Here is a 20,696-nt window from a genome sequence, read left to right as displayed (position 1 = left end):
TTCCATCCAGCCCGTCCGTCCTGTGGGCGGCCATGGGATTTGTGGCCTGATGGAGGTTCACATGGACAATCTGTTTTTCGCACTGTGGAAGAGCCCGGGCCATGGGCCTGAGCGACAGGAAGACTTCTGGCTGGATCCGCCGGCGCCCGTCTTCGCCAGGCTGCTGGCGGCGGTCGCCATCATCGGGGTCGCGACATGCCTTCTCGACCATGCGGCGGCCATCGACGGCAAGGCTGACACGCTCGTCGTCGCATCCTATGGTTCGTCTCAGCAGGAGAGCTCGCGATGAAATATGTCTGCCTGGTTTATGGTGAGGAAGAGGATCTCTACGCATTGACCGTGGAGCGCGGGGCCAAGCTCGACGCGGATTCACTGGCCTATGACAGGTCCCTGGACCAGGAGGGCAAGCTGATCATCGCGCAGGCGCTGCAATCGGTGAGAACGTCGAAGTCGGTGCGCCGGCGCGAGGGCAAGCGCCTCGTCACCGACGGCCCTTTCGCCGAAACCAAGGAGCAACTGCTCGGCTTCGTCATGGTCGAGGCCGACACTCTCGACGAAGCGCTGGACATCGCCGCCGGTATTCCGCTGGCCGAACTCGGCACGGTCGAGGTCCGGGCGATCTACACTATACCGGGGTCTTAGGTGGTGCCTGGCCTTGGCGGCTGAGGCTACAAACCGGCTGTTTAATCGCCTAAGTTTCACCAGCCGCAATTGAAGTTTCTTCGCCGCAAGCAACTCTCGCGTGTTGAAGCGGCGCGACAGTTCTCTTATCGTCGGATTTCCGGGGGATTTCGACATGCCTTTCCTGATTGCTGTCCTTGGCGTGCTGGGTGCGGCGGCGTTCTGGTGGTACCGGATGAAGGCCATGAACGATGCCGCGCGCGAGGTCGCCGATGTCGTCGGGCGCGTGCAAGGCAACATCAGGCGCAAGAAACTGCGCAAGCAGGCGGCCCTGTCGCCGCTCACGGCGATCGACGATCCGGTGGTGGCCGCCGCGACGCTGATTACCGCGATCGTTTCCGAGAACGGCCCCGTGCTGCCGCAGCGCGAGGCCGTCATCCGCGCTGTAATCTCCGAGATCGCCGACAAGAAGAAAACCGACGAGGCGGTGATTTACGCCAAATGGGCGGCGGCGCAGATCGACGACACCACGATCGTCATCGACAAGCTGGCGCCGTTCCTGCGCGAACGTCTCGACGTCGCCGAGCGCAACGATCTGCTGCAGATGGTCAACCGCGCCGCCCAGGGTGGCGAGATGCGCCTCGAGATCGCCGACCAACGCATGCTGCGGCTGCGGCAGAAGCTTGGTTTTGAAGTGAACTAGGCTGTGGCGATATTCGCCGGCGTATTGGCGAGGCGCTCTCGGCTGCGGACTCACAAAGGCGCAGCGACAGTCTGATGGCCGCCAAGATCATGCACAATCGCTTGCTTCGAATGTCGGAATTGGGCTCGAGCTCAGCGCATTTCATGGCGGCTCCCCCACTACGACCGGTATAAATTATCGGTCAGTCGATTGGCTCAAGGAGAATTCGCATGCGCGGTCATTGTTTATGTGGCGCCATTGCGTTTTGAGGTCGATGGTCCGGCACAAGCATGCGTGAGCTGTCATTGTGAAAGTTGTCGGCGGCAATGTTCTGCGCCGATGACCACCTATATTGGCGTCTTGGACCACCAATGGCGATGGATGAGCAAGCCTCCGAAGGTCTTCAACTCTTCTCCCGGTGTGGAAAGAACATTTTGCGATCACTGTGGCTCGCCACTGTCTTTCCGCTCAAAGAACATGTCCGGTGTCATGCATTTTTTTGCCGCGGCGATGGAGGACCCGGAAAAATTTGCACCAACGCTGCATGTCGCTTTTGAGGAGAAGCTCCCCTGGCTGAAACTCGCCGACGGCCTGCCGACACGTTTTGGGCCTGACTATACGAAAGGCTAGATCGCCTCGCCTTTCAGCAGCCGCGGCGTGCCTGCGGACAATCCCGATGCCTGCCGGATGAAAAACGCCTTCAGCCTGGGCATGCGCTCGACGAGGCCGAGGCCGATGTCGCGCACGGTGCGCAGCGGGGTGATGTCGTTGGAAAACAGCCGGTTAAGCACATCCGTCGTGACGCCCATCTGCACCGTGTCGAAACGGCGCCATTGCTGGTAGCGTTCGAGCACGTCGAGCGCGCCGATGTCCTGGCCGAGCCGGTCGGCCTCGACGATCACTTCGGCAAGTGCGGCCACATCCTTGAAGCCGAGATTGAGGCCCTGGCCGGCGATCGGATGGATGCCGTGGGCGGCGTCGCCGGCAAGGGCCACGCGCGGGGCGACGAAGGCGCGCGCGATGGTGAGGCCGAGCGGCCAGGCGCGCGGCTTGTCGGCAACGCGGATCTCGCCGAGCTTCAGGCTGAAACGCTGTTCCAGTTCATGCTCGAAGACGAGGTCGTCGCCTTCCACCAGCGTTTTGGCATCCTCCGTGCGTTCGACCCAGACGATCGACGAGCGGTTGGTGCCGTCTTCGTCGGGTTTCAGCGGCAGCGTGGCGAAGGGGCCGGCGGGCAAGAAGTGCTCTTCGGCGCGGCCATTATGCGGGCGTTCATGCGCCACGGTGCAGACGATGCCGGACTGGCCATAGTCCCACTTCACCGTCTTGATGCCGGCCATGTCGCGCAGCTTCGAATTGACGCCGTCGGCGGCGACCAGCAGCCGTGCCGTCAGCGCGGCGCCGTCGGCCAGATGCACGGTGATACCGGCGCCATTGGTCTCGAAACCCTGCACCGCGACGCCTTCGATGATGTCGATGCCGAGCTTTTCGGCCCTGGCGCGCAAGGCGCCGTTGAGCGACTTGTTGGCGACCATATGGGCGAAGGGCTCGCCCGGCGCCACTTCGCCGCCAAAGGTCAGGAAGACCGGGCGCACAGGATCGGCGCTGCGCGAATCGGTAATGATCATCTCGGTGATCGCCTGCGCCTGCGGCGCGATCTCGGCCCAGACGCCGAGCTGTTCGAGCATGCGGCAGGCGGCAGCGGCAATGGCCGAGGCGCGGCCGTCGCGTTGCCAGGCGCCGGCGGGCGCGGCATCGACCAGCGCCACGGCCAGATGCGGTCGCGCCTGTTTCAGCGAGACGGCGGTGGCCAGGCCGACATAGCCTGCTCCGGCGACGAGGACATCGAGCCCGGATCTGGTCTTGGCGTCCGCCTTGCGTTCCATGCCTTGGCTCCTTGCGCGTCGGCCCGGGCTCGCGCCCTTGACGGCTCGTTCTTCCTGTCGGAAACCGCCATAGCAATTTTGCGGCGAGGTCACAAAACATGACGGCGGCGATCGACGAGCTTCTGAGCATTCTCGACCTCGAGAGGCTGGAACACAATCTGTATCGTGGTCGCAGCCCCCAGGTGGAGTGGCAGCGCGTGTTCGGCGGCCAGACCATCGCCCAGGCGCTGGTAGCGGCGCAGCGGACGGTGGAGCCGGACCGCTTCGTGCATTCGCTGCACGGCTATTTCATGCGGCCGGGCGACATCAGGGTGCCGATCGTCTACGAGGTCGACCGCATCCGCGACGGCGGCTCCTTCACCACTCGACGCGTGCTGGCGATCCAGCACGGACAGGCGATCTTTTCGCTGGAAGCCTCGTTCCAGGTCGACGAGAAGGGGCTGGAGCACCAGTTCGCGCTGCCCGACGACGTGCCGCCGCCGGAAGGGCTGCTGACGCAGCGCCAGCTGCTCGAAAGAGCCGAGCGTGTGCCGGAGGCGGTGCGCCGCTTCTGGGCGCGCGAACGGCCGCTGGAACTCAGGCCGGTCAATCTCCAGCACTATGAAAGCCGCGACAAGCTGCCGCCCCGGCAGAACGTCTGGATCCGCCTTGGCGGCCCGGTTCCCGATGACCGCGCGCTGCAATCGGTGCTGCTGGCCTATCTCTCCGACATGACGCTATTGGACACCTCGACCTTCGCACATGGGCGCGGCCTGTTCGATCCCGATATCCAGGCGGCGAGCCTCGACCATTCGATGTGGTTCCATCGGCCGCATTCGCTCGACGGCTGGCTGCTCTATGCGCAGGACAGCCCGTCGAGTTCGGGGTCGCGCGGCTTCAGCCGCGGCACGCTCTATGCGCGCGACGGCACGCTGATCGCCTCGATGGCCCAGGAAGGGTTGATCCGGCTCAAGCGTTGAGCATTGCGAGTCTTGTTTGAGCAGGATCACTGGGCAAACGAAAACCGTTTGTCCGGGAAAACCGGGCTCGACTTTTCGGGATCATGCCCAAAGCCGGCAAATTAGGCAAATTCGAAAAATTGCATATTTTTTGAGCATGTGGCGTGCCGCAGGCATTGGCACCCGCTGCCTCCCATCGCCTCATTCCCTGTATTTACAACAGGTTAACATGCTGCTTCGGCACTTGGCACGGAGCTTGAATCCTTGTGTGCACTCTCCGGCTCTTTGGGATCGGTGAAGTCGTGCAAACGCGGGGGACCGCAACAGCAAAGGGTGAAACCTTATGAAAATCGTGATGGCAATCATCAAGCCGTTCAAGCTGGACGAGGTACGCGAAGCGCTTACCGCCGTCGGCATCCAGGGCCTGACCGTCACCGAAGTCAAAGGCTACGGGCGTCAGAAGGGACATACGGAAATCTATCGCGGAGCGGAATACGCGGTCAGTTTCCTGCCGAAGATCAAGATCGAGGTCGCTGTCAGTGCCGACATGGTCGACAAGGCCGTCGAAGCCATCACCGCCGCGGCCAAGACCGGCCAGATCGGCGACGGCAAGATCTTCGTTTTCGGCATCGATCAGGCGGTGCGCATCCGCACCGGCGAAACAGACACCGACGCGCTCTGAGCGGCGAACACGTATTCCAATGGAGAGTTCAATGAATATTTCTTCCACCTTGAAGACGACGGGACGGGCGGCCCTTCTGGGCTCGCTTGCTCTGGCAGCATTGGGCAGCGTCGCCGCCTTTGCGCAGGAAGCCGCTCCGGCCGCTGCCGCCGCCGCACCGGCTGCCGCGCCCACCCCGGTGCTCGACACCGGCAACACCGCCTGGATGCTGACCTCGACGGCCCTGGTGCTGATGATGACCATTCCGGGCCTGGCGCTGTTCTACGGCGGCATGGTGCGCAAGAAGAACGTGCTCGCCACCATCATGCAGAGCTTCGCCATCACCTGCCTGGTAACGGTGCTGTGGTTCATGTTCGGCTATTCGCTGGCCTTCACCACCAATGAATCCGCCAGCATGAACAGCTACATCGGCGGCTTCTCGAGATTCTTCCATCACGGCATCACCGTCTCGACGCTGTGGCTGCCAGGGGTCGCGAACATTCCTGAGTTCGTCTTCTCGATGTTCCAGATGACCTTCGCCATCATCACGCCTGCCCTCATCGCCGGTGCCTTCGCCGAGCGCATGAAGTTCTCGGCGCTGCTGATCTTCATGGCCCTGTGGCTGCTGGTCGTCTATGCGCCGATCGCGCATTGGGTCTGGGGTGGCGGCTTCCTTGGCGCGGCCGGCGTGCTCGACTTCGCCGGCGGCACGGTCGTCCATATCAACGCCGGTGTCGCGGGCCTGGTCTGCGCGCTGGTCCTGGGCAAGCGCGAAGGCTACGGCACCACCAACATGGCGCCGCACAACCTTGTCTATTCGGTGATCGGCGCTTCGCTGCTGTGGGTCGGCTGGTTCGGCTTCAACGCCGGTTCGGAACTGGCAGCCGACGGCCTTGCCGGTGCCGCCATGCTCAACACCCAGGTCGCCACCGCCGCGGCGGCTCTCGCCTGGATGTTCGCCGAATGGATCGTCGCCAAGAAGCCCTCGGTGCTCGGCATCATCTCGGGCGCCGTCGCCGGTCTCGTCGCGGTGACGCCGGCTTCCGGCTTCGTCAACCCGACCGGCGCCTTCATCGTCGGCATCGTCGCCGGCGTGGTCTGCTACATCTCGGCGGTCAAGGTGAAGCACATGTTCGGCTATGACGACTCGCTCGATGCCTTCGGCGTCCATGGCGTCGGCGGCGTGGTCGGTGCGTTGCTGACCGGCGTGCTCGCCGATCCGGCGATCAATGCACTCGGCAAAGACGCTTCCATCGGCAAGCAGCTCTACGGCATCGTCTTCACCATCCTGTGGACGGCGATCGCCACCTTCGTGATCCTCTACATCGTCAAGGCGCTGGTCGGCCTGCGTCCGACGACCCAGGAAGAGGTCGAAGGCCTCGACATCTCCCAGCATGGCGAAGTGGTGCCGTAAGGCAAGCTTCGCCAAGGGGCCGGCGGATCCTCCTCCCGCCGGCCCCATATTTTCACGCAATCCCGGGAAAACCTGCAATTCGGCTTTCCCGGAGCTACTCCAGAGATCCCGTCGTGACGTTCTCGAAAGAGGCTCACGCATTGAGGCCCGAAGCAATTCGGGCCTCTTTTTTTGGAAAATCGAACGCTTCGAAAAGAAGAAGGACGAATCGTTTTTCGATGCGATCACGTTCGCGTGATCAGCCAACGAGGAGAAACATAGAGCCTCCCGGCTCCGTACTGGAGGTGCGAGCGCCGTTCTGGTGCTCGCTACCAACAGGGAAGGAACCAACTGATGAACATCAAGAACATCTTCCTGGGAGCACTGGCTCTGTCGATGGTCGGCGGCGTTGCGCTTGCTGGCGCGCTCGACGAGCCTGACAATATGGCGCCGTTCTTCACCGATGCCGGCATGAAGACCATGAAGTCCGAGGCGGATTTCAAGGCAGCCTGGGCCTCGACGGCCAAGGACAAGCAGGACCAGATGATGAAGGAGTGCCAGGACGCAGCGATGAGCAAGCCTCACGCCGAATTCTGCGCCAACCTGATGATGTACGCCGGTCACAAGTGATCGCGCGGGATCGGGCAGAGGCCCGATCCTTTTGTTGTCGAGCGAAACGATGGCGGGTCCAGGTGCCCGCCATTGTTTCGTTTGCCGGTACGCCTTGGCGGAGACCGCAGGCGTTCCCGATGCCCGTCCGATGGCGGAGTCTATCCGCCGGTGCCGTCGTCCATCATGGTGTTTGTCAGCGCCTCATAGGCACTGCTGCACATCTGGGAACGGGGGCAATTGCGGACAATCAACGTCGGCGCCACCGTCAGTACGGCCGCAATCAGAATTTGCAGGCCTAGACCCGGCACCCCAAATGCCTTGCCGAAGAGAGCCCTGTACAGAAAATACAGGCCCTGTATCAGGCAGGCGGAGGCGAGCAGGTGCAGGAGCGGGCCGGTCGCCCTGGCAAAGGGCGTCACGTGACCATCCGGAAAGCCCACCATCCCGAGTTCGATAAACCAGTGCGCAGCAAGCAGGAGACCAAGCCCTGCCCAGGCCAGGGCCGCCCCGCGAAGGAAGATAGACCGCATGCCTCTATCCACCCCGGTGGCCGCACGGCGACATTGCACATCCCGCCCGCTTCCGCTGCAACCTGAAGTGACGAGTTTGATGATCTCAACCTCTTATAGTTAATGCCCCCTTAACCTTCCCACCGATAGTCTGGCATCCGAATCTGCCGGAGTGCGTCATGCGCTAGGGCCAGGCAATCACTGACGGGGAAGAGCATGCGTTCAGGGGCTTCAGCACCGCTCGCGATGACCGATACGGGGCACGGCATCCAGGCTTTCGCGCGGCGCCAGGTCGGCCGGCTGGTCGGCGCCGGCATGTTTCTGGCTGTGGCCTTCGGGGTTGCCAGCCTCGCCACTTGGAACGTTGCCGATCCAAGCTTCTCGCACGCCACCAACAACACCGTCACCAACGCCATGGGCTATGCCGGCGCGGTTTTCTCCGACCTCGCCATGCAGTTCTTTGGCCTTGCCGCGGTTGCGGCGCTGGTTCCGGCTGTCATCTGGGGGTATCTCTTGTTTTCGGCGCGCGGCGTCGACAGGCTGCCCAAGCGCGGGCTGTTCTGGTTCGGCTTCGCGCTGCTCGCCGCCGCCATCGCCGGCTGCATCGTTCCGCCCAAGACCTGGCCGCTGCCCACCGGCCTCGGCGGCGTGTTTGGCGACATGGTGCTCAAGATTCCCGGCGTGCTGATCGGCGGCTATCCGACCGGGCTGATCGCCAGCGTGCTCGCCGTGCTGCTGGCCGTGCCGGCGCTCTGGCTGTTCGCCTATGGCTCGGCGCTGATCGGGCGCAAGAACGGCTTCGCCGTGATGGAAGAGCCGGCGGCCGCGGACCCGCGCGAGGACGATCTTCTGTTCGACAATGAAGAGGATGAGGGCGACGAGGGCATATTGGCGCTCGGCGCCATCACCCATTGGTGGCTGTCGTTGCGCGCGTGGATGCATCGCCGCGCGGTGCGCCGCAGGCAGGAACGCGACGAGTACGAGCCGGAGATGGAGCCGCGCCCCAGCGCCTGGCGGCGTGCCGCCGAGCGCGTCGAATCGGCCGAATTCGCCGAGCAACGGATGAGCCCGGATGGCCGCGCCCGCGTCGAGCCGGAATTCTTCGCCGCCATGGTCAATGACCGCAGCGTATCCGTCGATCCGGACGATGACGACATCTTCGACCGCGACGACGAGGACATGGATTTCGACGAGGAGCCCGTCACCCAGCGCCGTGCGGCGCCAACGGCCAAGGTGCAGCAGTTCCGTTCGGATGCCGCCACCCGCGTCGAGGCGCCGGCGCCGCGGCCGGCGCCTGGCGCACGCGTCCAGCGCGAGGCGCAGACCTCGCTGATCGGCTCGGACAAGTTCGAGATGCCGTCGCTGCATTTCCTGTCCGAACCGAAGAACGTCGCGCGTGACCCGAGCCTGTCGAAGGATGCGCTGGAACAGAATGCGCGCCTGCTTGAAGGCGTGCTGGAGGATTTCGGCGTCAAGGGCGAGATCATCGCCGTGCGCCCGGGTCCCGTCGTCACCCTCTATGAGCTGGAACCCGCGCCCGGCATCAAATCGTCGCGGGTCATCGGCCTCTCCGACGACATCGCCCGCTCGATGAGCGCGATCGCCTGCCGCGTCGCCGTGGTGCCCGGCCGCAACGCCATCGGCATCGAATTGCCGAACGCCAAGCGCGAGACGGTGTATCTGCGCGAGATCATGGCGAGCCGCGATTTCGAGACGACCAAGGCAAAGCTCGCGCTGGCGCTGGGCAAAACCATCAATGGCGAGGCCGTCATCGTCGACATCGCCAAGATGCCGCACGTGCTGGTCGCCGGCACCACCGGCTCCGGCAAGTCGGTCGCCATCAACACCATGATCCTGTCGCTGCTCTACCGGCTGACACCGCAGGAATGCCGGCTGATCATGATCGATCCGAAGATGCTGGAACTCTCCGTCTATGACGGCATCCCGCATCTGCTCACGCCGGTCGTCACCGATCCGAAGAAGGCGGTGGTGGCGTTGAAATGGACCGTGCGCGAGATGGAGGACCGCTACCGCAAGATGTCGAAGGTCGGCGTGCGCAACATCGACGGGTTCAACGCACGGGTCCAGCTGGCTGAGAAAAAGGGCGAAAAAATCTCGCGCACCGTGCAGACCGGCTTCGACCGCCAGACCGGCGAGGCGATCTACGAGACGGAGGACCTCAATCTCGAGCCGATGCCCTACATCGTCGTCATCATCGACGAGATGGCCGACCTGATGATGGTCGCCGGCAAGGACATCGAGGGCGCGGTGCAGCGCCTGGCGCAAATGGCGCGCGCCGCCGGCATCCATGTCATCATGGCGACGCAGCGTCCGTCGGTCGACGTCATCACCGGCACCATCAAGGCCAACTTCCCAACCCGCATCTCCTTCCAGGTGACATCGAAGATCGACAGCCGCACCATTCTGGGCGAGCAGGGCGCCGAGCAGCTGCTCGGCATGGGCGACATGCTCTACATGGCCGGCGGCGGCCGCATCCAGCGCGTGCATGGCCCCTTCGTCTCCGACGACGAGGTCGAGAAGATCGTCGGGCACCTGAAGCTGCAGGGCGTGCCCGAATATCTCGACGCCATCACCGAGGATGATGACGAGGATGAGGACGAGCCGTCCGGCAAGGGTGGTGGCTCCGGCGGCGGTGGCGGCGGCAATTTCGAGGATTCCGACGACCCCTACGACCAGGCGGTGGCGGTGGTGCTGCGCGACGGCAAGGCGTCGACCAGCTACATCCAGCGCCGGCTCGGCATTGGCTATAACCGCGCCGCCTCGATCATCGAGAAGATGGAAAAGGAAGGCATCGTCGGCCCGGCCAACCATGCCGGAAAACGCGAAATCCTGGTGCCGACCGAGGACGACAAGTTCTGATGGCGGGGAGCTCACGGCAACTTTGAACCCTCTGGCGCGTTCAGCAACTAAGCAGCGTTCGCCCCGCCAAACTTCAGCCCAACTGGGGGTTCAGGACAGCGACAGATACAGGAATCACCACGAGAGTGACCGACATGAAAAACGATCTTTCCAAGCTCAGCGATTTTGCCCCGACCCGCCGCCAGCTCCTCGGCTTCGGCCTTGTCGCTACGGGTGCAGCCGCCTTCAACGTGGTGCCCGGGTTCGAGCTGCTGGCTTCGGCGCAGGCGGCCGTGCCCGCCGCCGCGCAGAAGATCGCCGACCATTTTTCCTCGGTCAAATCGATGAGCGGCGAATTCGTGCAGTTTGGCCCCAAGGGCGAGCAGACCGGCGGCAAATTCTTCCTCGAGCGGCCGGGCAAGATCCGCTTCAACTATGATGGAGCGTCGAATTTCAAGGTGATTTCCGACGGCAAGTCGGTGGTCATACTCAACAAGAAAATGAACACATCGGACCTTTATCCGCTGTCGAAGACGCCGCTGAAGCTGCTGCTCGATGACCGGATCGACCTCTCCGGCGACCGCGTCAAGAGCGTCAAGGAAGAAGACGATCTCACCACCATCCAGCTTTCCGACAAGTCGGTGTTCGGCAATGCGCGCATCACCATGATGTTCGATCCGAAAACCTATGATCTGCGCCAGTGGACGATCACCGACGCGCAAGGCAAGGACACCACGGTGATGATCTTCAACACCAAGGAAGGCGTCAGCTTCGCGCCCGACACCTTTGCCATCGACTATACGGCGAACCGCGAGCTGAACACCAAGACAAGATAGCTCCCGTCGCTACGGCAAGTTTGCGGCGGCGGCGCTGAAACCAGTTTCTTTCTCCCCGTTTGCGGGGAGAAATGCCCGGCAGGCCAATGAGGGGCGCCGAGATCAATAACTGGCGCCCGGCTTGTCTTTGCTGCCCGCGGCTGGCAGTTTCCGGACTGACTCCCTCAAAAGGCGTCTTCTCCGTCAGGGCCTATCGATCCTGGCTGGCTGCACGCTGTCCGGATTGCCAAATGCCCTTTTCCGTCGCCACTTGGAACATCAATTCGGTTCGTCTGCGCATGCCGATCGTGGAGCGACTGCTCGACGAGTACGCGCCCGACGTGCTTTGCCTGCAGGAAACCAAGGTTCCCGACGAGCTGTTCCCGGAAAAGGCATTCCGCAGGCTCGGCTACCAGCACATCGCCTTCCATGGCCAGAAGGGCTATCACGGCGTCGCCACGGTGGCGCGGCGGCCGATCGAGGTGGTCGAAAAGCGCCGCTTCTGCGAGATCGAGGACAGCCGGCATCTGTCGGTGACGGTGCGCGCCGGCGGCAAGACGATCCTGCTGCACAATTTCTACGTTCCGGCGGGCGGCGACGAGCCCGATCCCGAAATCAACAAGAAATTCAAGCACAAGCTCGATTTCGTCGCCGAGATGAACGCTATTCGCGCCGAGCACACAGAGGTGTCCGCCTCGGTGCTGGTCGGCGATCTCAACATCGCGCCGCTCGAGCACGACGTCTGGTCGCACAAGCAATTGCTCAATGTGGTCAGCCACACGCCGGTCGAGACCGAAAACTTCGAGGCGATGCGGCTCGCCGGCAATTGGGTCGACCTGATGCGGCACAACGTGCCACTAGACCAGAAGCTCTACACTTGGTGGAGTTATCGCGCGCAGGACTGGGAAGCATCGAACCGGGGCCGGCGGCTCGACCATGTCTGGTCGTCGCCCAATCTGGTGCCTGATTTCGCCGGCTACGAAATACTGCGCGCGGCGCGCGGCTGGGAGCGGCCGTCGGACCATGTTCCTGTCATCGCACGCTTCGATCTGGACTGATTATCCCAACCGGCGTTTTTCCCATTCCGGCCGCAGCTGCGCCATGACCAGTTCGTCGCGGTGCACGCCATTGAAAAACGCGCTTCCTCGCGCAATACCTTCGGCTGTGAATCCAACAGCCTCGTAGGCGCGCCGCGCGCGATGGTTGTCCGGAAAGAGGCCGATGCATAGCCGATAGGCGTCGGTTTCGACAAAGGCCCGGTCAATCGCTGCCGCCAGCAGCATCCGGCCCTGGCCTTGGCCCGGCGCGACAACGGCAATGCGCTTGACCAGTGTCACACGTTCGGCAGAAGCCCAACCGCGCAAGATCACGAAGCCGATCGGCGCCGAGCCTTCGATCCCTACGAAATAGGCGTGGGTGCCGTCGGCAAAGGCTTGGCGATGACATGGCTCATCCCAGCGTCCGACAAAGGCAACGTAGCCTGCGCGCCGTTCGGTGGCCATGATGAAGGGCAGGTCATTTTCGGTGGCTCGAACAAGCCGGAAGTCCATTCGCGGCTCTCACCTACCCGAAAACCGTGGCGCCAGTTCCTCGATGCGGCGGATCATGTCCTGGAATTCCTCGGAGATGCGCTGGTGCAGCTTCACCGCCAGTTCCGGATATTCCTCGAGGATGCGGCGGAACATCTTGCGGCTGAGCCGGATCACTTCCGAATCGATTTCGGCCGACGCGCTGGTCAGCCGATTGGTGTCGGCGATCAATGCCAGTTCGCTGAGCATGGTGCCGGGGCCGGCGGTGCCGATCGGGATACGCTCGCCACTCTGCTCGCGATAGAGCACGATGCGTCCGCTGACCACGACATAGGCCGAATCGGCCTCGTCGTCCTCGCGGTAGAGCTTGTGGTTGGCCTGCAGCAGGGTGGTCTCGGCGCCGAAGGCGAGCAGGCGCAGCTGTTCCTGCGTGAAACCCTGGAAGAGCCTCACGGCGGACAGAATGCGGATGTCGTCATCCAACGCCATCTCTAGCTGCGTCCCCGAACGGTCAGTCCAATCCCTCCTTCACGAGTCGATCCTTAATCCCCTCCAACAGGATCGCACCCGAAAGCGGTCCCGCCCAGACCGCTTATTGGATAATGAAATGTTTAAGGAACCAGCTTGTAGCCACCGCTTTCTGTCACAAGAATTTCCGCATTGGAAGGATCGCGCTCGATCTTCTGGCGCAGCCGGTAGACATGGGTTTCCAGCGTGTGCGTGGTGACGCCGGAATTGTAGCCCCAGACTTCCTCCAACAGCACGTCGCGCGTCACCACCTTCTGGTCGGCGCGGTAGAGATATTTGATGATCGAGGCTTCCTTCTCCGTCAGCCGCACCTTGCCGCCACGCGGGTCGATGAGCAGCTTCTGGCTGGGTTTGAAGGTGTAGGGGCCGACCGAGAAGGTGGCGTCCTCGCTCTGCTCGTGCTGGCGCAGCTGGGCACGGATGCGCGCCAGCAGCACCGCGAAGCGGAACGGCTTCGTCACATAATCGTTGGCGCCGGCCTCGAGACCCAGAATCGTGTCCGAATCGGTGTCGTGGCCGGTCAGCATGATGATGGGCGCCTTATAGCCGCCCTTGCGCAGGATTTTGACGGCCTCGCGGCCGTCCATGTCGGGCAGGCCGACATCCATGATGAGCAGGTCGATGAGGCCGCCGCGTGCCGCCGTGACGCCTTTTGCCGCAGTCGCTTCCTGCAGCACGTCGAATTCCTCGTAGAGGGCGAGTTGCTCGACCAGTGTGCCGCGCAGGTCGTCGTCGTCGTCGACGATTAGGATGGTGCGTGAAGTCATGGATCAATCCGTTGTTTTGAAAATGAAATTCAGTTGACCGCTGCGTATTTATGCGGAAGCTGGCCGACACAATAGCCGATCACAGTGATTTGTTCCGTGGCACGATCATACAAGAAAAAACGCGATCGCAATGCAGCCGGCGCAATTTTGCCGAAACGGCTGCGTGTGCTGACCGTGCGGGCAAGGCCCGGCCACCCCAGCCAGGGCCTGCTGCAGGCCGGAAAAACCGTGTTTGCCTGCGCGCTCGGGCGTGGCGGCATCTCGGCCGACAAGCGCGAGGGCGATGGCGCCACGCCGCTCGGCTCGATGCGGATCCTGTCGGGTTATTTCCGGGGAGATCAGTTTGCCGGTGGCCGCCGGACGCGGCTGGCGATGACGCCGATCGGGCCCGACCTCGGCTGGTGCGAGGTATCAGACGACCGCAACTACAACAGGCCTGTCAAGATCCCCTATGGCGCCAGCCATGAGCGCATGCGGCGCGACGACCGGCTCTACGACGCCTGCCTGGTGCTCGACTGGAACATCGCGCCGCGCCGCCGCGGGCGCGGCAGCGCCATCTTCTTCCACCTGGCGCGACCGGATTTCACGCCGACGCAAGGTTGCGTGGCGGTGACCGCGCGCACGATGGCCCGGCTGCTGCCGCTGCTGTCGGGTAGGACAGTGGTGAAGGTGGTGCGGTAGGGAATGGGCAGTAGGCAGTAGGCAGTAGGGATCTCTTTCTACGTCTATCCCCTACTGCCCACTTCCTTTTCTATCGCTTCTGCCAACCCGTGCCCAGCAGTCCGATTTCACGGAGTTCCCGGTCCATCGCCCTGGCGATGTCGCGGCGTTCGCCGCCGATATCGCGCAGTTCACGGTCGGAAAGGTCGTCGACCGATTCCAAGGGAAGCCTGGCGGCGACGTTGGCCTGGCGCAGCCAGTCGAACGTGGCGCGCAGCCACTGCGGGAGAGATGATTTCAGGGCGGTATGGGACTTCAGAGCGATGTCGGTCATGGCTTTATCCGGTTTCTCCGGATATCAAATCCGGTTTGAAGGTATCTCGATGTCGAGATCATGCCGGATTGAAAAACAAACGGGAAACGAGTAGTTCTTTTCAGATCATCAAGTTTTATTTGGAGATCAGATGTCTCGCCTCCTGCCCGGAACGCGCGCGCTGAGGACCTTCGAGGCGGCGGCGCGTCACCTCAATTTCACCCGCGCCGCCGACGAGCTTGGGCTGACGCCGGCCGCGGTCAGCCATCAGGTCAAGGAAATCGAGGATCAGCTTGATCTGGTGCTGTTCACCCGCACCAGCCGCACCATGCGGTTGACGGAAGCGGGAAACGTGCTTCACGAGGCGTCGATCGATGCGCTCGACCTGCTCAACCGGGCGGTGTCGCGCGCCCACAAGATGACGCGCGGCACGGCGCTCTTGAAGGTGACGCTCGACGCGCAGTTCGCGACGAAATGGCTGATGCGGCGCATCGACGATTTCCGCGGTCAGAGGCCGGGCATCGAGTTGCGTTTCGACATCACCTACGATGTCAGGGACTTCGAGCGCGACGACGTCGATATCGGCATCCGGTTCGGCACCGGCAGATATGCCGGGCTTTGCGCGCACCGGCTGTTCGACAACATCATCATCCCGGTGTGCAGCCCGGCGCTGCTGGCTTCCGGGCCGCCGCTCAACGAACCGCGCGATCTCTTCCGGCATACGCTCGCGCATATCGATTGGTCGCGGCAAGGCGTCACCTGGCCGAATTGGAGCATGTGGATGCAGGCGGCCGGCGTCGACGATTTCGACGACAGCCGCACGCTCGTCTTCGGTTCCTCGACCGATGCCACGCAGGCGGCACTCGACGGCAATGCCGTGGCGCTGGCCGACTTCGCCATGGTCGCCAATGATTTGTCGCAGGGGCGTCTCGTGCGCCCCTTCGAGCTCGGCATCAAGGTCGCGCCGGAATTCGCCTATTTCCTGGTCTATCCGGAAACCGTGAAGGACGACGCCCGCATCGCAGCGTTTCGTGAGTGGCTGCTGGAGGAAGCGGCAAAGACGCACGGCACGGAGAAGGTGTAGGCGGCTGCCGGGCCTGTCTTTCGGTCACGACCGGGCGTTGTAGCCGAAGATCATGCGTCGGAACTTCTTCAGGGTCCATTTCAGCTTTTTGTAGAAAAGCGGCTGCTTTTTGCTGGCGACGGAGGTGTGAAATGAGCCGTTCTCGCTGCCCTGCTCGGCAATCGGCCGCTCGAACCAAAGCATCTCAACCCCGAGCCTCTCGTCCATCTGCTCAATCTGGTGGTCGATCGCCGTCGATATCTTGTTTTGCGCGATCCAGGCGCAGCGGGCCTCGGCAACCGGGCGGGTGATAAGGTAGGAATCGGCGCATCTTGCATGGAGAGCCGGATAAAGCTTCTGGCCCTTCCGCAATTTCCAACTCGGCGTGTAGTAGTTGCTGCCATTGCCGAGATAGATGACGGCCTTGCGCGTTGAGCCGCCGAGTTCAGCCAGCCCCTGCCGGAACTTGGCGACGAAGTCGCGGGCGAGGAAGACGTCGTCCTCGAAAACCAGGCAGTAGGGCTGGTCGGTCTCGAGGAAATCGCGCCAGATGCCGACATGTTTCAGCGCCAGCGAGACGGTCGCCAGGTGGGTAAGGGCGGGCGCGACCAGCTCGTTTCGGATTTCCGGCGTGATGTCTGCCTGGTCCCAGTCCGTGTAAAAATAGACCGGCACGCCGCGCCGCTCGAATTCGCGGACGATGTGGCGGCGCCGGTCGTCATAGCCTTGCTTGACGTGGCAGATCCGGGTGAACACCTGGTCGCGTGGAAATCCGGACTCGTCCGCCATCGACAATGCGCCGGCTTAGCTTGCCGTGGCGCCGAACCAGCCGATCACCGCGCCGACGATCAGCAAGACACCCAGCCAATGGCCGCCGTCTATAAGGGTCAGGTCCCAGCCGAAATTCTCGTAGCGATGGTTGACCGACAGCGTCGTGGCGATGAACCCCAGCCAAAGCACGAAGCCGAAGACAAGCCCGGCGAGCAATGTCGGCTCACCGCCGGTCATCGCGGCGACAATCAGGGCCATGATGTAGGCCATGACCAGTTCGGCGACGAAGCTGATTACGAAAGGCAGCGGCGATTTCTTCATCGTCGCCGGATCGAGCTTGGCGGCCTTCAGCCACGGCTTGCTCAACGCCATGTACCAGGCGGCGCCGAACAGCCAGGCCAAGACGGCGGCGGCAATGACCGCCAGCCAGTTCACTGCTGAAAAATCCATGAGCTTCCCCCTCCAGATGCAAGCCATGCGACATGCATGCATTCTGTATCAGGCGCTTCGGCGATGGCGTCAAGCAAAGCGCCAGACGGTGGTGCGCTTGACTAGGGAATCCTCCAGCGCCCGCGTGACTTCCACCTCATAGACTGCAAGCGGCTCCAACCCCGATTTCGGCAGATACGACCGGCCGGGATCGCCGACGAAGATCTCGGCTCCGCGCGCCTTGAGTGTCGCAAACCATGGCATCAGGCGGTCGGCGAAGGATTTGTCGTAGAAAACGTCACCGGCCAGCACCACGTCCCAGCCCGCATCGGTGCCGATGCAATCCGTGCCGAGGAAGCCGATCCCGACGCCATTGGCCTCGCCGTTGAGGCGGATCGCGGTGGCGCAGAACGGGTCGATGTCGGCGGCGATCACTTCGGCGGCGCCCGCCTTGGCGGCGGCGATGGCGACAAGGCCGGAGCCCGAGGCGAAGTCGAGCACGCGCTTGCCCCGCACCGTGTCGGGATTGTCGAGGACATAGCGGGCAAGGCCCTGGCCGCCTGCCCAGGCAAAGGCCCAGAAGGGCGGCGGCAGGCCGATCTCGACCAGTTCGTCCTCGGTCCGCTGCCACAGATCGTGCGCTTCATCGGCGAGGCGCAGCAGAATCTCGGGCACATGCGGCGGCGCCATCAGCGCCGTGTTGTCGAGGATGAATTGCTTCGCGCCGTGCGGGGTCAGCGCCGTCACGGAGTGGGCGTCAGGCCGCCCATGCGGCAGACTTCCTTCCATTCGGCCGGGGTCACCGGCTGCACGGAAAGCCGGCCGAGCCGCACCAGCGCCATGTCGGCAAGCTTCGGATTGGCTTTTACCTGTTCCAGCGTCGGCGGGTTCGGCACATCGCGAACCGCGCGGATGTCCACGCATTCCCAGCGCGGATCATCCGAAGTGGTGTCGGGGTGGGCCAGCGCGCAGACTTCGGCGATGCCGACGATGTTGAGCCCCTCATTGGAATGGTAGAAGAAGCCGAGATCGCCGATCTGCATGGCCTTCATGTTGTTGCGGGCGGCGTAGTTGCGCACGCCGTCCCATTGCGTGCCTGCCTTGCCTTTGGCCTTCAACGCCTCGAAGGAGAAAACGGAGGGTTCGGATTTGAACAGCCAGTAGTTCATGTTTCTCCTCCGTGCGATCCAGGTGCCGGCAACCGGAATTAACTAACCGCCGGCTTGTTGAACGTCCAGTTCCACTGGCGAATTTCGACGCTTTCGAACAGGCCCGCCTTGGCATAGGGGTCGGCGGCCGACAAGGCCTGCGCCACGGCCAGATCCGGCGCCTCGACGACCACGAGACTGCCGTTGGGCTTGCCGTCGGCATCGAGGAACGGACCGGCGAAGGCCAGTTTCTTCTGCGCATTCAGCCCTTCGAGAAAGGCGACATGCTCGGGCCGCGTGTCGAGGCGCACCTGCAGGCTTCCGGGCTTATCCTTGCAAACAAAAGCAAACAGCATGGTCTTTCTCCTGGTCTTGGGATTGAATTTGGGGGGATCAATGGTTGGTTTCGGTCTTCAGCGGCCGGGTCATCAAGGCCGTCACAGCCTGGCGGATGGTGATGGCGCCGTCCAGTATGGCCGCCACGGCGGCGATGATCGGCGCGTCGATGCCGCGCTCGGCGGCGATGCGGGCGGCGATCGCCGCCGTCGGCACGCCCTCGGCCAGCGGCAGGCCGGCAAGTGTCTTGCCTTGCCCGAGCGCCAGCCCGTAGGCGAAGTTGCGCGATTGGGCGGATGAGCAGGTCAGCAGCAGGTCGCCAAGGCCGGAAAGCCCCATCAAGGTCTCGGGCCTGGCGCCGAAGGCGGCACCGATGCGGCGCAGTTCGACGAAGCCGCGCGTCACCATGGCGGCCTGGGCGCTGGCGCCAAGCCCGGCGCCGGTGATCGCGCCGGCGGCAATGGCAAAGACATTCTTCAAGGCGCCGCCGATCTCGACGCCGATCAGGTCGTCGCTCGAATAGCAACGCAGGTTTTCGGCGGAAAAGCGGGCGGCAAGGTCAACCGCCAGCGCCTCGTCACGGGCGGCGACCACCACCGCCGTCGGCAGGCCGCGGGCGACATCGGTGGCGAAGCTCGGGCCCGACAGTGCGGCAACCGGATTTCGCGGCAGGATTTCCTCGACAATTGCCGACAGCAAGGCGCCGGTGTCGCGCTCGATGCCCTTGGCGCAGAGAACAAGCGGGATGCCACCCGGTATATGGTCCTTCGCGGCCGTCAGCGTCGCCCGCAGCGATTGCGCCGGCGTCACCGCCAGCACGCAATCGGCGCCCGAGAGCGCTGCCGCAATGTCCGATGTCGCCTCGATGCCGGGCGCAATGGCGATGCCGGGCAGATAGCGCGGATTCTGGCCTTGGCCGATCGCCGCCACGGTTTCCGGATCGCGCGCGAACAGCCGCACCTTATGGCCGGCGCGCAGCATGGCCAGCGCCAGCGCCGTGCCCCAGGCGCCGCCGCCCAGCACGGCGACCTGCCAGCCGCCTTTACCGGGACGGGCCATACCCTGACTGTTCTCGCTTGGACCAGTCATGCCTTGGCTCCGCGCCGGCCGGAACCGACCATCGGCGCCGAGATGCTGTCCAGCGGCCAGCGCGAGCGCGGCACGAAATCGAAGCCGTTCTCCTGCGCCATGCCTTCCCGCAGCCGTTCGATGCCGGCCCAGGCGATCATCGCGGCATTGTCGGTGCAAAGCTTGAGCGGTGGCGCGACGAAGGTGAAACCGGCCTCGGCGCACAACCGTTCCAGCGCTGCCTTGATGGTGCGGTTGGCGGCGACGCCGCCGGCAACCACCAGCGCAGGGTTTTTCGTGTCGGGAAATGTCTGGCTGAATCGCGCCAGCGCGCGCGAAACGCGGTCGGCCAGCGCATCGGCGACCGCTGCCTGGAACGAGGCGCAGATGTCGGCGACGTCCTGGTCGCTCAGCGGCTCGATCGCGGTCGCCGCCTGGCGCACGGCGGTCTTCAGGCCGGAGAAGGAGAAGTCGGGCTGCGCCGAACCCTTCATCGGCCGAGGGAAGGCAAAGCGCGAGGCGTCACCTGATAGAGCCGCCGTCTCGACGTTCGGTCCGCCTGGATAGGGCAGGCCGAGCATCTTGGCGGTCTTGTCGAAGGCTTCGCCGAGCGCGTCGTCGATGGTGGTGGCCCAGCGCTGATAGTCGCCGACACCGCGCACCGCCAGGATCTGCGTGTGACCGCCGGAGACCAGCAGCAGCAAATAGGGAAATTCGAGCCCATCGGTCAGCCGCGCCGTCAACGCGTGTCCTTCGAGGTGGTTGACGGCGATCAGCGGCTTGCCTGCGGCGGCGGCGATCGCCTTGGCCGTCATCAGCCCGACGATCAGGCCGCCGACTAGGCCGGGGCCGGCGGTGGCGGCGATGGCATCGATATCGGCAAGGGTTGTGCCCGAATCGGCCAGCGCCGCCTCGATGATGCCGTCCAGCGCCTCGACATGGGCGCGGGCGGCGATCTCGGGCACGACACCGCCGAAGGCGGCATGTTCCTCGATCTGCGAAAGCACGACGTTGGACAGGATTTGCGGCGCGGCATCGCCTTCCAGCGCCACGACGCTGGCGGCGGTCTCGTCACAACTCGTCTCAATGCCCAGAACGCGGATCAATT

The 20,696-nt window shown here is 63.6% G+C and carries 26 protein-coding genes; 13 read left to right on the top strand and 13 right to left on the bottom strand.

What is annotated here, in order from left to right; genetic code table 11:
• Positions 1-61: 61 nt before the first annotated feature.
• From ACVILI_RS03245 to ACVILI_RS03230, 4 genes are all read left to right on the top strand, one after another.
• Positions 62-289 (top strand): hypothetical protein, encoded by a 228-nt coding sequence (locus ACVILI_RS03245; protein ID WP_038650525.1) that lies wholly within the window; start codon positions 62-64, stop codon positions 287-289.
• Positions 286-642, top strand: coding sequence for a YciI family protein (locus ACVILI_RS03240; RefSeq protein ID WP_038650522.1), 357 nt, complete (start codon positions 286-288; stop codon positions 640-642). Before ACVILI_RS03245 ends, ACVILI_RS03240 begins: the two co-directional genes overlap by 4 nt.
• A gap of 154 nt (positions 643-796) precedes the next feature.
• Positions 797-1,324, top strand: a complete 528-nt coding sequence (locus tag ACVILI_RS03235) for a hypothetical protein (RefSeq protein ID WP_038653532.1) — start codon at positions 797-799, stop codon at positions 1,322-1,324.
• Between the two features lie 228 nt (positions 1,325-1,552).
• Positions 1,553-1,933: a GFA family protein gene (locus ACVILI_RS03230; protein WP_457102735.1), complete on the top strand. Its 381-nt coding sequence runs from the start codon at positions 1,553-1,555 to the stop codon at positions 1,931-1,933.
• Here the strand turns inward: ACVILI_RS03230 and ACVILI_RS03225 are convergent.
• The gene (locus ACVILI_RS03225) at positions 1,930-3,189 is read right to left on the bottom strand and encodes a ubiquinone biosynthesis hydroxylase (RefSeq protein ID WP_038650518.1); all 1,260 of its coding nucleotides are present in this window, start codon (positions 3,187-3,189) and stop codon (positions 1,930-1,932) included. The two genes, ACVILI_RS03230 and ACVILI_RS03225, sit on opposite strands and share 4 nt — an antisense overlap.
• Before the next feature lie 98 nt (positions 3,190-3,287).
• Between ACVILI_RS03225 and tesB the strand changes: the two genes are divergently transcribed.
• The 4 genes from tesB (at position 3,288) to ACVILI_RS03205 (ending at position 6,811) form a co-directional block, all read left to right on the top strand.
• A complete protein-coding gene (gene tesB / locus ACVILI_RS03220) occupies positions 3,288-4,148 on the top strand; it encodes an acyl-CoA thioesterase II (protein ID WP_019861992.1) in 861 nt (286 codons plus the stop codon).
• A gap of 322 nt (positions 4,149-4,470) precedes the next feature.
• The gene (locus tag ACVILI_RS03215; RefSeq protein ID WP_013528889.1) at positions 4,471-4,809 is read left to right on the top strand and encodes a P-II family nitrogen regulator; all 339 of its coding nucleotides are present in this window, start codon (positions 4,471-4,473) and stop codon (positions 4,807-4,809) included.
• A gap of 31 nt (positions 4,810-4,840) precedes the next feature.
• Positions 4,841-6,202, top strand: a complete 1,362-nt coding sequence (locus ACVILI_RS03210) for an ammonium transporter (RefSeq protein ID WP_019861991.1) — start codon at positions 4,841-4,843, stop codon at positions 6,200-6,202.
• A 333-nt stretch (positions 6,203-6,535) separates the two neighbouring features.
• Entirely contained in the window at positions 6,536-6,811 is a 276-nt protein-coding gene (locus ACVILI_RS03205) for a hypothetical protein (protein ID WP_019861990.1), read from the top strand.
• Between the two features lie 140 nt (positions 6,812-6,951).
• Here ACVILI_RS03205 and ACVILI_RS03200 read toward each other — a convergent pair whose 3' ends face one another.
• Positions 6,952-7,323 (bottom strand): hypothetical protein, encoded by a 372-nt coding sequence (locus tag ACVILI_RS03200; RefSeq protein ID WP_038650513.1) that lies wholly within the window; start codon positions 7,321-7,323, stop codon positions 6,952-6,954.
• Between the two features lie 195 nt (positions 7,324-7,518).
• On the opposite strand from ACVILI_RS03200, the gene ACVILI_RS03195 reads away from it, so the two are divergent.
• From ACVILI_RS03195 to ACVILI_RS03185, 3 genes are all read left to right on the top strand, one after another.
• On the top strand, positions 7,519-10,182 hold the full coding sequence (locus ACVILI_RS03195; protein WP_038650510.1) for a DNA translocase FtsK: 2,664 nt from the start codon (positions 7,519-7,521) through the stop codon (positions 10,180-10,182).
• Between the two features lie 134 nt (positions 10,183-10,316).
• A complete protein-coding gene (locus tag ACVILI_RS03190; protein WP_027047537.1) occupies positions 10,317-10,997 on the top strand; it encodes an outer membrane lipoprotein carrier protein LolA in 681 nt (226 codons plus the stop codon).
• Between the two features lie 230 nt (positions 10,998-11,227).
• Entirely contained in the window at positions 11,228-12,034 is an 807-nt protein-coding gene (locus ACVILI_RS03185) for an exodeoxyribonuclease III (protein ID WP_038650507.1), read from the top strand.
• Here the strand turns inward: ACVILI_RS03185 and ACVILI_RS03180 are convergent, their stop codons facing one another.
• The 3 genes from ACVILI_RS03180 to ACVILI_RS03170 all read right to left on the bottom strand — a co-directional run bounded on the left by ACVILI_RS03180 (position 12,035) and on the right by ACVILI_RS03170 (position 13,800).
• Positions 12,035-12,526: a GNAT family N-acetyltransferase gene (locus ACVILI_RS03180; RefSeq protein WP_038650505.1), complete on the bottom strand. Its 492-nt coding sequence runs from the start codon at positions 12,524-12,526 to the stop codon at positions 12,035-12,037. It lies immediately after the preceding gene.
• Between the two features lie 9 nt (positions 12,527-12,535).
• Complete coding sequence (locus tag ACVILI_RS03175) at positions 12,536-12,994, bottom strand: cyclic nucleotide-binding domain-containing protein (RefSeq protein WP_038650502.1); 459 nt, start codon at positions 12,992-12,994, stop codon at positions 12,536-12,538.
• 122 nt (positions 12,995-13,116) lie between these two features.
• The gene (locus tag ACVILI_RS03170; protein WP_010912284.1) at positions 13,117-13,800 is read right to left on the bottom strand and encodes a response regulator transcription factor; all 684 of its coding nucleotides are present in this window, start codon (positions 13,798-13,800) and stop codon (positions 13,117-13,119) included.
• A gap of 144 nt (positions 13,801-13,944) precedes the next feature.
• Here ACVILI_RS03170 and ACVILI_RS03165 point away from each other — a divergent pair, with 144 nt between their 5' ends.
• Positions 13,945-14,481 carry a L,D-transpeptidase family protein gene (locus ACVILI_RS03165; RefSeq protein ID WP_223217913.1) on the top strand — a complete coding sequence of 179 codons (537 nt, stop codon included), beginning with the start codon at positions 13,945-13,947 and terminating at the stop codon, positions 14,479-14,481.
• A 70-nt stretch (positions 14,482-14,551) separates the two neighbouring features.
• Here the strand turns inward: ACVILI_RS03165 and ACVILI_RS03160 are convergent, their stop codons facing one another.
• Positions 14,552-14,794, bottom strand: a complete 243-nt coding sequence (locus tag ACVILI_RS03160; RefSeq protein WP_038650500.1) for a hypothetical protein — start codon at positions 14,792-14,794, stop codon at positions 14,552-14,554.
• A 130-nt stretch (positions 14,795-14,924) separates the two neighbouring features.
• On the opposite strand from ACVILI_RS03160, the gene gcvA reads away from it, so the two are divergent.
• On the top strand, positions 14,925-15,857 hold the full coding sequence (gene gcvA, locus ACVILI_RS03155; RefSeq protein ID WP_019861981.1) for a transcriptional regulator GcvA: 933 nt from the start codon (positions 14,925-14,927) through the stop codon (positions 15,855-15,857).
• Positions 15,858-15,881: 24 nt separating this feature from the next.
• On the opposite strand, the gene ACVILI_RS03150 is transcribed toward gcvA, so the two are convergent.
• The 7 genes from ACVILI_RS03150 to tsaD form a co-directional block, all read right to left on the bottom strand.
• Positions 15,882-16,625, bottom strand: coding sequence for a glycosyltransferase family 25 protein (locus ACVILI_RS03150; RefSeq protein WP_038650497.1), 744 nt, complete (start codon positions 16,623-16,625; stop codon positions 15,882-15,884).
• Between the two features lie 15 nt (positions 16,626-16,640).
• A complete protein-coding gene (locus ACVILI_RS03145) occupies positions 16,641-17,057 on the bottom strand; it encodes a DUF1761 domain-containing protein (RefSeq protein ID WP_038650494.1) in 417 nt (138 codons plus the stop codon).
• Between the two features lie 69 nt (positions 17,058-17,126).
• The gene (locus ACVILI_RS03140; RefSeq protein ID WP_420871202.1) at positions 17,127-17,825 is read right to left on the bottom strand and encodes a class I SAM-dependent methyltransferase; all 699 of its coding nucleotides are present in this window, start codon (positions 17,823-17,825) and stop codon (positions 17,127-17,129) included.
• Positions 17,780-18,205 (bottom strand): EVE domain-containing protein, encoded by a 426-nt coding sequence (locus ACVILI_RS03135; protein ID WP_038650492.1) that lies wholly within the window; start codon positions 18,203-18,205, stop codon positions 17,780-17,782. Before ACVILI_RS03135 ends, ACVILI_RS03140 begins: the two co-directional genes overlap by 46 nt.
• A gap of 38 nt (positions 18,206-18,243) precedes the next feature.
• Positions 18,244-18,540, bottom strand: a complete 297-nt coding sequence (locus ACVILI_RS03130; RefSeq protein WP_038650489.1) for a YciI-like protein — start codon at positions 18,538-18,540, stop codon at positions 18,244-18,246.
• 37 nt (positions 18,541-18,577) lie between these two features.
• Positions 18,578-19,609: an NAD(P)H-dependent glycerol-3-phosphate dehydrogenase gene (locus ACVILI_RS03125; RefSeq protein WP_038650486.1), complete on the bottom strand. Its 1,032-nt coding sequence runs from the start codon at positions 19,607-19,609 to the stop codon at positions 18,578-18,580.
• Positions 19,606-20,691 (bottom strand): tRNA (adenosine(37)-N6)-threonylcarbamoyltransferase complex transferase subunit TsaD, encoded by a 1,086-nt coding sequence (gene tsaD / locus ACVILI_RS03120; protein ID WP_240565051.1) that lies wholly within the window; start codon positions 20,689-20,691, stop codon positions 19,606-19,608. The genes ACVILI_RS03125 and tsaD overlap by 4 nt, the downstream gene beginning before the upstream one ends.
• Positions 20,692-20,696 lie beyond the last annotated feature (5 nt).

It is taken from the genome of Mesorhizobium sp. USDA 4775 (genome assembly GCF_054062655.1).
This window is presented reverse-complemented; position numbering and strand designations above follow the sequence as displayed.

What these genes read in the sequence shown, in the direction of transcription:
- ACVILI_RS03245 (WP_038650525.1), top strand. Translation starts at nt 62, where the DNA reads ATGGACAATCTGTTTTTCGCACTGTGGAAGAGCCCGGGCCATGGGCCT.
- ACVILI_RS03240 (WP_038650522.1), top strand. Translation starts at nt 286, where the DNA reads ATGAAATATGTCTGCCTGGTTTATGGTGAGGAAGAGGATCTCTACGCA.
- ACVILI_RS03235 (WP_038653532.1), top strand. Translation starts at nt 797, where the DNA reads ATGCCTTTCCTGATTGCTGTCCTTGGCGTGCTGGGTGCGGCGGCGTTC.
- ACVILI_RS03225 (WP_038650518.1), bottom strand. Translation starts at nt 3,189, where the DNA reads ATGGAACGCAAGGCGGACGCCAAGACCAGATCCGGGCTCGATGTCCTC.
- tesB (WP_019861992.1), top strand. Translation starts at nt 3,288, where the DNA reads ATGACGGCGGCGATCGACGAGCTTCTGAGCATTCTCGACCTCGAGAGG.
- ACVILI_RS03215 (WP_013528889.1), top strand. Translation starts at nt 4,471, where the DNA reads ATGAAAATCGTGATGGCAATCATCAAGCCGTTCAAGCTGGACGAGGTA.
- ACVILI_RS03210 (WP_019861991.1), top strand. Translation starts at nt 4,841, where the DNA reads ATGAATATTTCTTCCACCTTGAAGACGACGGGACGGGCGGCCCTTCTG.
- ACVILI_RS03205 (WP_019861990.1), top strand. Translation starts at nt 6,536, where the DNA reads ATGAACATCAAGAACATCTTCCTGGGAGCACTGGCTCTGTCGATGGTC.
- ACVILI_RS03200 (WP_038650513.1), bottom strand. Translation starts at nt 7,323, where the DNA reads ATGCGGTCTATCTTCCTTCGCGGGGCGGCCCTGGCCTGGGCAGGGCTT.
- ACVILI_RS03195 (WP_038650510.1), top strand. Translation starts at nt 7,519, where the DNA reads ATGCGTTCAGGGGCTTCAGCACCGCTCGCGATGACCGATACGGGGCAC.
- ACVILI_RS03190 (WP_027047537.1), top strand. Translation starts at nt 10,317, where the DNA reads ATGAAAAACGATCTTTCCAAGCTCAGCGATTTTGCCCCGACCCGCCGC.
- ACVILI_RS03185 (WP_038650507.1), top strand. Translation starts at nt 11,228, where the DNA reads ATGCCCTTTTCCGTCGCCACTTGGAACATCAATTCGGTTCGTCTGCGC.
- ACVILI_RS03180 (WP_038650505.1), bottom strand. Translation starts at nt 12,526, where the DNA reads ATGGACTTCCGGCTTGTTCGAGCCACCGAAAATGACCTGCCCTTCATC.
- ACVILI_RS03175 (WP_038650502.1), bottom strand. Translation starts at nt 12,994, where the DNA reads ATGGCGTTGGATGACGACATCCGCATTCTGTCCGCCGTGAGGCTCTTC.
- ACVILI_RS03170 (WP_010912284.1), bottom strand. Translation starts at nt 13,800, where the DNA reads ATGACTTCACGCACCATCCTAATCGTCGACGACGACGACGACCTGCGC.
- ACVILI_RS03160 (WP_038650500.1), bottom strand. Translation starts at nt 14,794, where the DNA reads ATGACCGACATCGCTCTGAAGTCCCATACCGCCCTGAAATCATCTCTC.
- gcvA (WP_019861981.1), top strand. Translation starts at nt 14,925, where the DNA reads ATGTCTCGCCTCCTGCCCGGAACGCGCGCGCTGAGGACCTTCGAGGCG.
- ACVILI_RS03150 (WP_038650497.1), bottom strand. Translation starts at nt 16,625, where the DNA reads ATGGCGGACGAGTCCGGATTTCCACGCGACCAGGTGTTCACCCGGATC.
- ACVILI_RS03145 (WP_038650494.1), bottom strand. Translation starts at nt 17,057, where the DNA reads ATGGATTTTTCAGCAGTGAACTGGCTGGCGGTCATTGCCGCCGCCGTC.
- ACVILI_RS03140 (WP_420871202.1), bottom strand. Translation starts at nt 17,825, where the DNA reads ATGGAAGGAAGTCTGCCGCATGGGCGGCCTGACGCCCACTCCGTGACG.
- ACVILI_RS03135 (WP_038650492.1), bottom strand. Translation starts at nt 18,205, where the DNA reads ATGAACTACTGGCTGTTCAAATCCGAACCCTCCGTTTTCTCCTTCGAG.
- ACVILI_RS03130 (WP_038650489.1), bottom strand. Translation starts at nt 18,540, where the DNA reads ATGCTGTTTGCTTTTGTTTGCAAGGATAAGCCCGGAAGCCTGCAGGTG.
- ACVILI_RS03125 (WP_038650486.1), bottom strand. Translation starts at nt 19,609, where the DNA reads ATGACTGGTCCAAGCGAGAACAGTCAGGGTATGGCCCGTCCCGGTAAA.